Here is a 12,042-nt window from a genome sequence, read left to right on the forward strand (position 1 = left end):
TGCGGGCCACCGCCGCCGGGCCGATTCGGCGATAGCGGAATGCGATGCTAGACTTTCCGCTGACGACCGCCCCTGGTCGTGTCATGCACGTCCTGGGGCAGATAAGTGGAGCCCGACTCCCACCGTTGCCGGCGAGCAATCGTACTGGACAAACGGTCCCGGTCACCCGCTCGTTGTGGCGGGTTCCTCGCGTGTTGTTCGCGCGAGGGTCGACACCGTGCCCTCGGGTGTGGTGTCCGATGATCGGTCGACTCGGGCCCCGTCGCGGAGAAATACCGCTACGGGGCTTTCGCGTTGAATCAGGGGTTGCAGTTATTGCGTGCGGTCGTTAAGACGACACCGCTTGACCTAGGAGGCCCCATCAGCACTGAGACCCGCATCAACGATCGCATCCGAGTTCCCGAGGTTCGACTCATCGGACCCGGCGGCGAACAGGTTGGGATCGTGCGTGTTGAAGATGCACTTCGCGTCGCGCTCGAAGCCGATCTCGACCTGGTCGAGGTGGCACCCGATGCCCGTCCGCCGGTCTGCAAGATCATGGACTACGGCAAGTTCAAGTACGAGACCGCGCAGAAAGCGCGCGAGTCCCGCAAGAACCAGGTCCAGACCGTGATCAAGGAGCAGAAGCTCCGCCCCAAGATCGACGACCACGACTACGAGACCAAGAAGCGCAACGTCGTTCGCTTCCTCGAAGCCGGGTCGAAGGTCAAGGTCACGATCATGTTCCGCGGTCGTGAGCAGTCGCGCCCCGAACTCGGCTTCCGGCTGCTGCAGCGGCTGGCCTCCGACGTCGCCGAACTCGGCTTCGTCGAGACCTCGGCCAAGCAGGACGGCCGCAACATGACCATGGTCCTCGCCCCCCACAAGGGCGCGAAGACGCGGGTGAAGGCGCAGCAGGATTCGACACCGGCTCCGCGTCCGGCCGAGCCCACCGCTCCGGCCCCGGCCCAGGCCACCGCTCCGGCCGCCGCCGAGCAGGCCGCGCCCGCGGAGCAGGCGCAGGCCGACCCGCAGTAACACCGATTTCACCGACTAGATAGAGGAATCCATGCCGAAGAACAAGACCCACAGCGGCGCCAAGAAGCGATTCAAGGTGACCGGCCGGGGCAAGCTGCTTCGCGAGCAGGCGAACCGTCGCCACCTCCTGGAGCACAAGTCCTCCCGCCGGACTCGTCGTCTGGAAGGCACGGAGTCCGTTGCCGACGTCGACGCCCCCCGCGTGAAGCGGCTGCTCGGTCTCGCCTGATCCAGGCAGACCGTCGCACCCCGACGACTGCGCGGCCGGGATGACCGGACGCCGACAACTACCGAATTCGGGCGCCGCCGCGCCCCCCAGATGATCAAGGACTGAAAAGTGGCACGCGTCAAAAGGGCTGTCAACGCTCAGAAGAAGCGCCGTTCCATCCTCGAGGCCTCCAAGGGCTACCGGGGCCAGCGTTCGCGCCTGTACCGCAAGGCCAAGGAACAGCAGCTCCACTCGCTGACCTACGCCTACCGCGACCGCAAGGCGCGCAAGGGTGACTTCCGCAAGCTGTGGATCGCTCGTATCAACGCCGCCGCGCGTCTGAACGACATCACCTACAACCGCTTCATCCAGGGCCTCAAGGCCGCTGGTGTCGAGGTGGACCGCAAGATCCTCGCCGAGCTCGCCGTCTCCGACGCCGAGGCCTTCGCCGGTCTCGTCGCTGTCGCCAAGGCCGCGCTGCCCGCCGACGTCAACGCCCCGGCCTCGGCTGCCTGAGCTTGACGACGCACAACGATCTGTCGGAACGACCCGTGGACGCGCTCTCCGAGCGCAACCCACGGGTCGTTTCGGCTGTCAAGCTCCAGCGCGCCGCGCACCGCCGCAAGACCGGCCTGTTCCTGGCCGAAGGCGCCAATGCCGTCACCGCCGCGCTGGAGACCGGTCGGGTGCGTGAGCTGTTCTACTCACTCGCCGCGGCCAAACGCGATGTCGCGCTGATCGCCGGTGCCGACGCCGACGGTGTGCGCACCACGCTGGTGAGCGATCGCGCCGCCGAGCACCTCGGTGAAACCGTCACCGCGCCGGGCCTGGTCGCCGTGTGCGAGCACCTCGATGTGCCGCTCGGTCAGATCCTCGACGGTGCGCCGCGCATGCTCGCGGTGCCCGTGGAGATCGCCGAACCCGGCAACGCGGGCACCCTCATCCGCGTCGCCGACGCCGTCGGTGCCGATGGCGTCGTGCTCGCCGGTGACGCGGTCGACCCGCACAACGGCAAATGCGTCCGCGCCAGCGCGGGCAGCCTGTTCCACGTCCCGATCGCGCGCAGCCGCAGTATCGACGCCACCCTCGACGCGCTGTCTACGGCCGGAATCACGCTGCTGGCTACCACCGCACACGGTGAGGTCGACCTCGACGACGCAGACGACATCCTCACCGGGCCGGTCGCCTGGCTCTTCGGCAACGAGGCCCACGGCCTCGACCCCGCCGTCGCGGCCCGCGCCGACCATCGCATCCGTATCCCCATCCACGGCCGCGCCGAAAGCCTGAATCTGGCTGCGGCAGCGGCGATCTGCCTCTACGCCAACGCCCGCGTCCAGCACGCGAGGTAGCCGCCGCCCCGGGATCGAGGCGGCTCACGAACCGCTCGTCGGGGGCTCAGAGTTCCAAGCCGCACTGGAGGTCGTCGAGAACGGCGGTCGACCAGGGCAGTTCGATGGCGTCGGGACCCGCCACCTGCATCGCGGTCATGATGGTGAGCAGCATGCCGGTGCCGAGGAAGCGGCGGGCGTGCAGGGTGTCGGCGCCGGTGCGGTCGACGATCAGCTGATAGATGCGTCCGAAGTGCTCGCGCACATGGCCACCGATCTCGGGGTCGGCGCTGGCGGCGATGCCGTGCAGCAGGACCAGCGGTAGCTGGCGTTCGGCGAGGAACACGTCGTAGTTCATGCCGAGGCTGCGCAGCGCTTCGGCGGTGTCGGCCCCCGGCGCGATCTCGGCGCTGCGGAACACCTCCTCGATCCGAGCGCACACCTGCTGCAACACCGCCACGAACAACTGCTGTTTGGTGCCGAACAGCCGGATCACATACGGCTGGGAGACCCCCGCACGGCGGGCGATCTCGTCGGTCTTCGTCGCGGTGTACCCGGATTCGGCGAAGGCGTCGACCGCGGCGGCGAGGACCTGGGCGCTGCGCTCGGCCGCGGTCATCCGGGTTCTCGTCGTCTCGCTCATGCATTCCCCTCCGGTCGGTGCGTGGATTCCTCTTGACATGTTATCAGTCGATGCATAATCATGAGATTCAAGTTATCAGTGGATTACAACAAGGGTGGATCATGACTCAGACGCTCGATCCCGGCGATGCCTTCCTCGCCGACGCGCCGTCGCCCAGCGGCGCGAAAACCAAACCCCTCGGTGCGGTCATCGCCGCCGTCGGCATTCCGATGTTCATGGTCACGTTGGACAACCTCGTGGTGACCAATGCCCTGCCGGTGATCAAAACCGAACTGGGAGCGTCGCTTTCGGACCTGCAATGGTTCATCAACGCCTACACGCTGTCGTTCGCGGCGCTGCTGCTCACCGCCTCGGCGCTCGGTGACCGCATCGGCCGCCGCCGCGTCTTCCTGGCGGGAATCGCTGTGTTCGTCGCCGCGTCCGCCGCGTGCGCGCTGGCCACCGAGCCGTGGATGCTCATCCTCGCCCGGGCGATCCAGGGTGCCGGTGGCGCGGCGGTGATGCCGTTGTCGCTGACCCTGCTCGCCGCGGCCGTGCCCGAGCGGATGCGCAGCGCCGCGATCGGGATCTGGGGCGGCCTGGCCGGGCTCGGTGTGGCTGTCGGGCCGGTGGTCGGCGGGGCCGTGGTCGAGGGGCTGAACTGGCAGTGGATCTTCTGGCTCAACGTGCCCGTCGGCCTGCTCGCGCTGCCCTTCGCCGCCCGGATGCTGAGCGAATCACGCGGTGCCGCACGCAAACTCGACCTGCTCGGTCTCGTCCTGTCCGCGGTTGGTGTGCTCGCACTGGTGTGGGGCGTGATCCACGGCGCCGAGGACGGCTGGACCGCTCCGCAGGTGCTCACCGCCCTGGTCGGTGGTATCGCGCTGTTGGTCGCGTTCGTCGCCTGGGAGCACCGCACCGCCGAACCGATGCTGCCGCTGCGCATGTTCGCCAACCGTGGCCTGAGCCTGAGCTACCTCGTGTCGTTCGGGTTCTCCGCCGGTGTGTTCGGTGCCATCTTCCTGCTCGCGCAGTTCTTCCAGGTGGTGCAGGGGTACTCGCCGCTGGAGTCCGGTATCCGCACGATGCCGTGGACGATGGTTCCGATGGTCGTCGCCCCGCTGGCCGGACTCGTCGTCGACCGGGTCGGCCCGCGCGTCCTCATCGCCACCGGCCAGGTGTGCCTTGCCGTGTCCCTGGCCTGGATGGCGCTGATCACGAGCACGGACGTCCCCTACATCTCCTTCGTCGCGCCCTTCGTCCTCGGTGGCATCGGCATGGGCCTCACCTTCGCCCCGTCGTCCACCATCGTCATGGCCAGCGCCTCACCCGCCGACCAGGGCATGGCCTCGGGCATCAACAGCACCGTCCGCGAGGTCGGCGTCGCCATGGGCATCGCGGTCCTCGCCTCGGTCTTCGCCACCGCCGGCTCCTACACCGACCCCCAGTCCTACGTCGACGGCCTGATCCCCGCAGTCTGGGTAGGCGCCGCCCTGGTCGCCGCCGCCGCGATCATCGCCGCCTTCCTGCCTCGGCACACCCGACCGACCGCCTGACTCAGGCGGGTGCCCGGGCTGACGCCGCGCACGACAATTCCGGTGATTCGGACTGGGCGATCAGCAGGCCGCCCAGTCCGGGACCCACACGTCGTCGGTGTCCTCCGGTTCGGAGGCCCGCAGGTAGGCGCGCAGCCCGGTCAGCACCGGATGCTCGTGATCGGAGCGCGTGAGCAGTATGTGTGGGTAAATCGGCGTCGGCTCGCGCAGCGGGATACGTCGCAGGTCGTAGTTCGCGGGCCACACATACCGGTCGCCGCTGCCGACCAAGGTTGCAAGGGAGGCCGAATCTGCCAGGGCATCCATGAGTGCCTCGTCGCCGAAGTGCGGACCGAGTGCGTCGATGCTCAGCCCGAAGGTCTGCGACAGCGACCGGTAGTACCGCTCCCACTCCGTCGCCGGTCTGATGCCGGGAATCCAGATGCGATGACCGGCAAGGTCGGTGGGCCTGACGTGGTTCTCGCCCGCGAACGGGTGGGTGGGTCCCACCAGCAGTTGCAATGGCACGTCCAGAAGCCGTTCGGCTCTGATGCCGACGGGTACCTGGTCGCCCGGCAGAGCACGGAAGGAAGCGTCGAGACTGCCGTCGAGCACGGCCCGGGCCGCGTGGGCGGCGTTCGAGTCGCTGAGCGTGACCGTGTCCAAGACGATACCGGGGCGGGATCGGTAGTAGCGGTAGACGGCCTGGGCTGGAGCGGTGCGCCGGTTGAGGACATCCACCCGCAGGGGTCGGCTGCCGGGGCGCACAGCCTGCTCCGCCTGCTCGAGTGCCCCAGCACCTTCTTGGCGTAGGGGAGGAGGGCCTGCCCGTCCAGGCTCAACCGCGAACCACGGGAGGTGCGCACCAGCAGTGCGACCCCGAGGCTTTTCTCCAAACCCGCAATCCGTTTGGAGACTCCTTGCTGGCTGATCCTGAGCTCGTCGGCCGCCGCCTGGAACTGTCCGGCCTCGGCGACGGCCACAAAGGTGCGCAGCGCTTCGATGTCCATGTCACCACCCTAGGAACAACCAGCAGTTGTGTCGGGATCGGATTGGTTGTTTGATCCGGCCTTCGGCAGGTGCTGGTATCAGGGTCATGTCTACCCGCACAGCGCAGATCATGTACGTCGGAACGCCCGAGTTCACCCGTTATACGGAGAGGATCGCACAGGTGACCGATGCGACCTCCCGCCTGAACGTCCTTCCGTTCGGAGACACCACCGGTCGGGCGCAACTACTCGCGGTTGTTTTCGGCCGCCCCCTGCCGGAATCGGTGACGATTTATCCGCCCTTTTGCACCGAGTACGGGCTCGGCACGAGGTTCGGAACGAACGTCTTCGTCAACCAAGGCTGCACCTTCATGGACAACGGCGGCATCAGCATCGGCGACAACGTCATGATCGCTCCGAAGGTCAGCCTCGTCACCGGTGGACATCCACTCCCGCCGGCCGAGCGACGTGAGTACGTCACCAGCGCTCCCATCGTGATCGAGGACGACGTCTGGATCGGTGCGGCCGCCGTGATCACTCAGGGCGTGACCATCGGTGCGGGCTCCGTCGTGGCCGCCGGTGCGGTCGTCACCCGAGACGTGCCTGCCCGCACCCTGGTCGCGGGCGTGCCCGCACGGGTGATCAAGAGCATCGAGTGATGTCCCTCGCCCCGGCGCCTCCGGTTGAACTCAGCGATCAGGAGTCCGAGACCCCATCCGCCCCTAGTCCTGGTCGGGTGGGGTTTCGGGCTGGTGGGATCGTGTGTTTCCCTCGGGGCAGGGACCGGTCGCGCGGGGGAATGGGCGGGCGCGGGAAGGGCGGATGCCGAGGCCGCACAGCGCCAGTCCGCTGCCCGGGGCGGTGCGTCGCATGCGCCTGCCCCGGGGTGGGGTGGAGTCGCAGGTCTGTTCAGCCATCGAGTCGTCCTGTCTCGCGTCGAACACGGCGGATGTGTTTGAACGGTTGGACGGAACTCGGGGCGATTCGGTTCCCTAGAATTTCGGTTCCGTGGTGATCTTGGTGAGAACCCTCCGAAAACCGGTCTGACCTGGACTTGTCGGTCCTGATGACGACCTCATATGGGGTCCGGGCGTGCCCCCCGGTAATCCGGATGAACCGAGCGAACCCCATCCCATAGGATTTATGCAGCACCGATACGGGTAGGCAATGACGCACCCGTGAACCGATCCCCAGGGGAGAGTCGAACAATCGTGGCCGACGACAACAGTGGAGTCGAGCAGGGCGCAGGCCCGTTGGGCGCCGAACTGACCGAGGAGGCACTCGCGGCAGCGGCGGCGGAGGCCGAGAAGGCGTTCGCCGCGGCGGCCGATCTGGACGCGCTCGCGGTCGCCAAGACCGACTACATCGGCGGCAAGTCGCCGATCGCGCTGGCGCAGCGTGAGCTGGGTCGTCTGCCCAAGGAAGAGAAGGCCGACGCGGGCAAGCGAGTCAATATCGCGCGCAAGCGGGTCTCCGACGCCTTCGAGGCGCGCCGCGCGGCGCTGCTGGAAGAGCGCGATCAGGCCGTGCTGGTGGCCGAGAAGATCGACGTCACCCTGCCCGCTCGTCGCCGCCCGGCCGGTGCCAGGCATCCCATCACGGTCATCTCCGAGCAGATCGCCGACGTGTTCGTCGGCATGGGCTGGGAGGTCGCCGAGGGCCCCGAGGTCGAGACCGAGCACTTCAACTTCGACGCGCTGAACTTCCTGCCCGACCACCCGGCGCGCACCATGCAGGACACCTTCCACATCGCCCCCGAGGGGTCGCGCCAGGTGCTGCGCACCCACACCTCTCCGGTGCAGGTGCGCTCGATGCTGGAACGTGAGCTGCCGATCTACGTCGTGTGCCCCGGTCGCACCTTCCGCACCGACGAACTCGACGCCACCCACACCCCGGTGTTCTCCCAGGTGGAGGGTCTGGCCATCGACAAGGGCCTGACCATGGCCCACCTGCGCGGCACGCTCGACGCCTTCGCGCGCGCACTGTTCGGTCCCGACACCCGAACCCGCATGCGCCCCAACTACTTCCCCTTCACCGAGCCCTCGGCCGAGGTCGACGTGTGGTTCCCGGACAAGAAGGGCGGCGCGGGCTGGGTCGAGTGGGGCGGCTGCGGCATGGTCAACCCGAAGGTCCTCATCGCCAGCGGCATCGATCCCGAGGTGTATTCCGGATTCGCGTTCGGCATGGGCATGGAGCGAACCCTGCAGTTCCGCAACGGGATTCCCGACATGCGCGACATCGTCGAGGGTGACGTGCGGTTCACCCTGCCCTTCGGTATCCGGTCGTAGAGAGAGAGCGAAAACGTGCGAGTAGCACAGTCCTGGCTGACCGAGATCCTGCAGCGCACCACCCCCGAGTGGTCGGTGTCGGCCGAGGAACTCGACGCGGGCTTCGTCCGGGTCGGCCTCGAGGTCGAAGAGGTCGACAAGCTCACCCCGATCGGCGGTGACATCGACAAGCCGCTCGTCGTCGGCCGCGTCGCCGAGATCACCGAACTCACCGAGTTCAAGAAGCCGATCCGCTTCTGCAAGGTCGATGTCGGCAACCCGGAGTTGCAGGAAATCGTCTGTGGTGCACGGAATTTCGCGGTCGGCGACCTCGTCGTCGTCGTGTTGCCGGGTGGTGAGCTGCCCGGTGGGTTCAAGATCTCCTCCCGCAAGACCTACGGCCACACCTCCAACGGCATGATCTGTTCGGTCGCCGAGCTCGGCATCGGCAAGGATCACGACGGCATCCTGGTGCTCGAGCCGGGTTCGGCGCAGCCCGGCGACGACGCCAATGTGCTGCTCGGCACCGACGACACGATCATCGAACTCAACATCACCCCGGACCGCGGCTACTGCTTCTCGGTGCGCGGTCTGGCCCGCGAGCTGGCCTGCGGTTTCGATCTCGAATACGCCGACCCCGCCGTGCGCACGCTGCCCGACGGCGAGGCCGAGGCCTGGCCGGTGCGGCTGGAAGCCGATTCCGAATGCACCCGCTTCGGGGCCCGACGCGTCACCGGGGTGAACCCGAACGCGGTGAGCCCGCTGTGGTTGCAGCGCAGGCTGATGCTGGCAGGCATGCGCCCGATCTCCCCGGCCGTCGACGTCACCAACTACGTGATGCTCGAACTGGGGCAGCCGCTGCACGCCTTCGATGCCGCGAAACTCAACGGCGGCTTGGTCGTTCGCTCCGCGCACAAGGGCGAGACCCTGCGCACCCTCGACGACACCGAGCGCACCCTCGACGCCGAGGACGTGGTGATCGCCGACGACTCCGGTGTCATCTCGCTGGCCGGTGTGATGGGAGGGGCCAGCACCGAGGTCGGCGCCGACACCACCGACGTGATCCTCGAGGCCGCCACCTGGAACCCGTTGCGTGTCTACCGGACCGCGCGCAGGCACAAGCTGTCCTCGGAGGCTGCCAAGCGCTACGAGCGGGTCGTCGATCCGGAGATCAATATCGTCGCCCTCGATCGCGCCGCCACCCTGCTCGCCGAAATCACCGGTGGCACCATCGAATCCACGCTCACCGACATCCGGGTGCCGCTGGAATCGGCGGCGCCGATCGCGATGGACATCGACCTGCCCGACCGCGTCGCGGGCGTCACCTACCCGGCGGGCACCGCCGTGCGCAGGCTGGCCCAGATCGGCGCGCACGTCGATATCGAGGTCAACGACGCGGGCAAGACCCAGCTGCTGGTGACTCCGCCGAGCTGGCGTCCCGATCTGTCCCAGCCCGCCGACCTGGTCGAAGAGGTGCTGCGGCTGGAGGGGCTCGAGCAGATCCCGTCGGTGCTGCCGTCGGCGCCCGCCGGTCGCGGTCTGACCGCGCAGCAGAAGCGTCGTCGTGCGGTGAGCCGGGCGCTGGCGTTCGCCGGTGCCGTCGAAGTACCCGCGCCGGTGTTCCTGCCGGGTGGCGTGTTCGACGTGTGGGGGCTGGATGCCGACGATCCGCGTCGCAACACCACGCGCGTGCTGAACCCGCTCGACGCCGAGCGTCCGGAACTGGCGACAACACTGCTCCCCGGCCTGCTGGAAGTGGCCGCCCGCAACATCTCTCGCGGCGCACGTGACCTCACGATCTACGGCATCGCCCAGGTGGTTTTGCCGGGCGAGCAGACCCGTGCGGTGGAGGCGCTGCCGGTGGATCGCCGGCCGACCGACGAGCAGATCGCCGAGCTGAACGCCTCGCTGCCCGCCCAGCCGGTGCACGTCGCGGCTGTGCTCAGCGGTAAGCGCGATCCGCGCGGACCGTGGGGGCCGGGTCGTCCGGCCGAGGCCGCCGACGCGTTCGCCCTGGTCGACGAGGTGGCCGACGCCGCAGGTGTGGTGATCGAGCGCCGCGCCGCCGCTCACCTGCCGTGGCATCCGGGCCGCTGCGCCGAACTGCTGGTGGACGGCGTGGTCGTCGGCCATGCGGGCGAACTGCACCCCGCCGTGCTGGAACGCGCCGGTCTTCCCCCGCGCACCTGCGCGCTGGAACTCGACCTCGACGCCCTGCCGCTGGTCGAATCCCGTCCCGCTCCAACGGTTTCGGCGTTCCCCGCCGTGCTGCAGGACGTGTCGATCAGCGTCGAGAAGGCCGTGCCTGCCGCCCAGGTGGAAACTGCCCTGCGCACCGGCGGCGGTGACCTGCTCGAAGACATCGCCCTGTTCGACGTCTACGAGGGTGCCCAGGCCGGTGAGGGCCGCAAGTCCCTCACCTACGCCCTGCGCTTCCGCGCTCCCGACCGCACCCTCACCGAGGACGAGGCGAGTGCGGCGCGCGATGCCGCCGTCGCCTCGGCCACGGCAGCGGTCGGCGCCGAACTGCGCGCCTGAGATTCCAGCTGAAGGCTGAGGCCGTCCGGTATCCGGGCGGCCTCAGTCGGCTTCGGGCAGCGTCAACCCTCTGACGGATCGTCGCGTCGGCCCGGCCCTGGGCGGGGCTGTGCGCGCGGCGACGGTCGCAGGGCGCGACTGCTGGCCGTCGCAGCAGCCGGACCCGGGTGGTTCAGGATCGCAGTGCCTCGGTTCCCGTCAAGGGCGGGTAGTGTTCACCGCCCATCTCTTCCGCTGCGTCGATATAGGTGGTGAGGGCGTCGCGGGAGCGGGCGAGTGCGGCCATCTGTTCCTCGATGCGCGTGAGTCGTGACCGCATCGCCCCGATCAATTCCGGGCAGCCCGGCAGGTCCGGTACCTCGCCATGGGCGCACGGCAGGAGGTAGGCGATGTCGGCAGAGGAGAGGCCCGCGGCGAGCAGGTGCCTGATCTGCGTCACCCGCAGGACTGCGCTCTCGTCGTAATCGCGATAACTGTTCGAGCGGCGGTTCGCCTCGAGCAGCCCCTGGGCCTCGTAGTAGCGCAGCTGGTGCGTGTGCACGCCGGTTCGTCTGCTCAATTCGCCGATCCGCACGACATCCTCACTTGACCTTCACACCGGTATCAACGTTGACGATGGTGCCATGACCGAAACAACCACTCCCGTCACCGTTCTCGGCCTGGGCCTGATGGGCCGGGCGCTCGCCCGTGCCTTCCTCTCCGCCGGGCACCCGACCACCGTCTGGAACCGCACCCCTTCCGCCGCCGACGAGCTGGTCGCAGGCGGCGCCCGGCACGCCGACACCGTCGCCGACGCCGTGCACGCCGGCCGGGTGATCGTGGTCTGCCTGACCGACTACCCGGCGGTCTACGCGGTGCTCGAGCAGGCCGACCTGGCCGGAACCATCGTCGTCAACCTCACCTCCGGCGACTCCGCCCAGGCCAGGGCGGCGGCCCGCTGGGCCGAGCAGCGCGGCGCCCGGTATCTCGACGGCGCGATCATGGCCGTTCCGCCCGTGATCGGGACCGCCGACGCCGTCCTCCTGCACAGCGGCGCGCAGGCCGACTTCGACGCGGCCGCGCCGGTACTCGCGGCACTGGGCACCGTCACCCATCTCGGCGCCGATCACGGTCTGGCCGCCCTCTACGACGGCGCCGGGCTGGCCATGATGTGGAGCGTGCTCAACGCCTGGTTGCAGGGCACCGCGATGCTGCGGACCGCCGATGTCGACGCACGCACCTTCGCGCCGTTCGCCGCGCAGATCGCCACCGGCGTGGCGACCTGGCTGCCCGGATACGCCGAGCAGGTCGACAACGGCGCCTATCCCGCCGAGGTCGCGGCCCTGTCGACCGATGCCGCGTCGATGGCGCACCTCGTCGAGGAGTGCGAAGCGCTCGGGGTGAACGCGGAGCTGCCGAAACTGTTGAAGGCGATGGCCGAAAGGGCGATCGCCGCCGGTCACGGCGCCGAGCAGTACCCGGTGCTCATCACCGAGTTCGCCAAGCCGTAGCCGGACCGGTGGTGGGCCGGTGGCGGGGCGGGATAGGTTGGCAGCGTG

12 protein-coding genes and 1 pseudogene are annotated in these 12,042 nt (G+C 68.6%); 9 read left to right on the plus strand and 4 right to left on the minus strand.

Features of this window, described 5'->3' with window-relative positions; all coding sequences use genetic code 11:
- Positions 1–306 precede the first annotated feature (306 nt).
- The 4 genes from infC (at position 307) to ACWEVR_RS24750 (ending at position 2,574) form a co-directional block, all read left to right on the plus strand.
- Positions 307–1,017 carry a translation initiation factor IF-3 gene (infC, locus tag ACWEVR_RS24735; RefSeq protein ID WP_452468942.1) on the plus strand — a complete coding sequence of 237 codons (711 nt, stop codon included), beginning with the start codon at positions 307–309 and terminating at the stop codon, positions 1,015–1,017.
- 31 nt (positions 1,018–1,048) lie between these two features.
- A complete protein-coding gene (gene rpmI / locus ACWEVR_RS24740; RefSeq protein WP_067498539.1) occupies positions 1,049–1,246 on the plus strand; it encodes a 50S ribosomal protein L35 in 198 nt (65 codons plus the stop codon).
- Positions 1,247–1,354: 108 nt separating this feature from the next.
- Positions 1,355–1,741, plus strand: a complete 387-nt coding sequence (gene rplT, locus ACWEVR_RS24745) for a 50S ribosomal protein L20 (protein WP_067498536.1) — start codon at positions 1,355–1,357, stop codon at positions 1,739–1,741.
- 35 nt (positions 1,742–1,776) lie between these two features.
- Entirely contained in the window at positions 1,777–2,574 is a 798-nt protein-coding gene (locus tag ACWEVR_RS24750) for a TrmH family RNA methyltransferase (protein ID WP_452468943.1), read from the plus strand.
- Positions 2,575–2,620: 46 nt separating this feature from the next.
- Here ACWEVR_RS24750 and ACWEVR_RS24755 read toward each other — a convergent pair whose 3' ends face one another.
- Complete coding sequence (locus ACWEVR_RS24755) at positions 2,621–3,196, minus strand: TetR/AcrR family transcriptional regulator (RefSeq protein ID WP_452468911.1); 576 nt, start codon at positions 3,194–3,196, stop codon at positions 2,621–2,623.
- A 101-nt stretch (positions 3,197–3,297) separates the two neighbouring features.
- Between ACWEVR_RS24755 and ACWEVR_RS24760 the strand changes: the two genes are divergently transcribed.
- Complete coding sequence (locus ACWEVR_RS24760) at positions 3,298–4,731, plus strand: DHA2 family efflux MFS transporter permease subunit (RefSeq protein WP_452468912.1); 1,434 nt, start codon at positions 3,298–3,300, stop codon at positions 4,729–4,731.
- A gap of 60 nt (positions 4,732–4,791) precedes the next feature.
- Here ACWEVR_RS24760 and ACWEVR_RS24765 read toward each other — a convergent pair whose 3' ends face one another.
- Both ACWEVR_RS24765 and ACWEVR_RS24770 read right to left on the minus strand, forming a co-directional pair.
- The gene (locus tag ACWEVR_RS24765; protein ID WP_452468913.1) at positions 4,792–5,478 is read right to left on the minus strand and encodes a LysR substrate-binding domain-containing protein; all 687 of its coding nucleotides are present in this window, start codon (positions 5,476–5,478) and stop codon (positions 4,792–4,794) included.
- Between the two features lie 116 nt (positions 5,479–5,594).
- Positions 5,595–5,720, minus strand: a pseudogene (locus ACWEVR_RS24770) (LysR family transcriptional regulator); the annotation flags it as partial.
- A gap of 86 nt (positions 5,721–5,806) precedes the next feature.
- Between ACWEVR_RS24770 and ACWEVR_RS24775 the strand changes: the two are divergent.
- The 3 genes from ACWEVR_RS24775 (at position 5,807) to pheT (ending at position 10,504) form a co-directional block, all read left to right on the plus strand.
- On the plus strand, positions 5,807–6,358 hold the full coding sequence (locus ACWEVR_RS24775; RefSeq protein WP_452468914.1) for a sugar O-acetyltransferase: 552 nt from the start codon (positions 5,807–5,809) through the stop codon (positions 6,356–6,358).
- Positions 6,359–6,910: 552 nt separating this feature from the next.
- Positions 6,911–7,987, plus strand: coding sequence for a phenylalanine--tRNA ligase subunit alpha (gene pheS, locus ACWEVR_RS24780; protein ID WP_067498526.1), 1,077 nt, complete (start codon positions 6,911–6,913; stop codon positions 7,985–7,987).
- Between the two features lie 15 nt (positions 7,988–8,002).
- The gene (gene pheT / locus ACWEVR_RS24785) at positions 8,003–10,504 is read left to right on the plus strand and encodes a phenylalanine--tRNA ligase subunit beta (RefSeq protein ID WP_452468915.1); all 2,502 of its coding nucleotides are present in this window, start codon (positions 8,003–8,005) and stop codon (positions 10,502–10,504) included.
- Positions 10,505–10,676: 172 nt separating this feature from the next.
- Here pheT and ACWEVR_RS24790 read toward each other — a convergent pair whose 3' ends face one another.
- Entirely contained in the window at positions 10,677–11,063 is a 387-nt protein-coding gene (locus ACWEVR_RS24790; RefSeq protein ID WP_452468916.1) for a MerR family transcriptional regulator, read from the minus strand.
- A 64-nt stretch (positions 11,064–11,127) separates the two neighbouring features.
- Between ACWEVR_RS24790 and ACWEVR_RS24795 the strand changes: the two genes are divergently transcribed.
- Positions 11,128–11,994 (plus strand): NAD(P)-dependent oxidoreductase, encoded by an 867-nt coding sequence (locus tag ACWEVR_RS24795; protein ID WP_452468917.1) that lies wholly within the window; start codon positions 11,128–11,130, stop codon positions 11,992–11,994.
- Positions 11,995–12,042: the final 48 nt, after the last annotated feature.

The sequence above is a fragment of the Nocardia sp. NPDC003979 genome (assembly GCF_053605015.1).

Excerpts from the sequence above, each read along its gene's own strand:
- rpmI (WP_067498539.1), top strand. The coding sequence starts at position 1,049 with ATGCCGAAGAACAAGACCCACAGCGGCGCCAAGAAGCGATTCAAGGTG.
- ACWEVR_RS24755 (WP_452468911.1), bottom strand. The coding sequence starts at position 3,196 with ATGAGCGAGACGACGAGAACCCGGATGACCGCGGCCGAGCGCAGCGCC.
- ACWEVR_RS24760 (WP_452468912.1), top strand. The coding sequence starts at position 3,298 with ATGACTCAGACGCTCGATCCCGGCGATGCCTTCCTCGCCGACGCGCCG.
- ACWEVR_RS24775 (WP_452468914.1), top strand. The coding sequence starts at position 5,807 with ATGTCTACCCGCACAGCGCAGATCATGTACGTCGGAACGCCCGAGTTC.
- ACWEVR_RS24795 (WP_452468917.1), top strand. The coding sequence starts at position 11,128 with ATGACCGAAACAACCACTCCCGTCACCGTTCTCGGCCTGGGCCTGATG.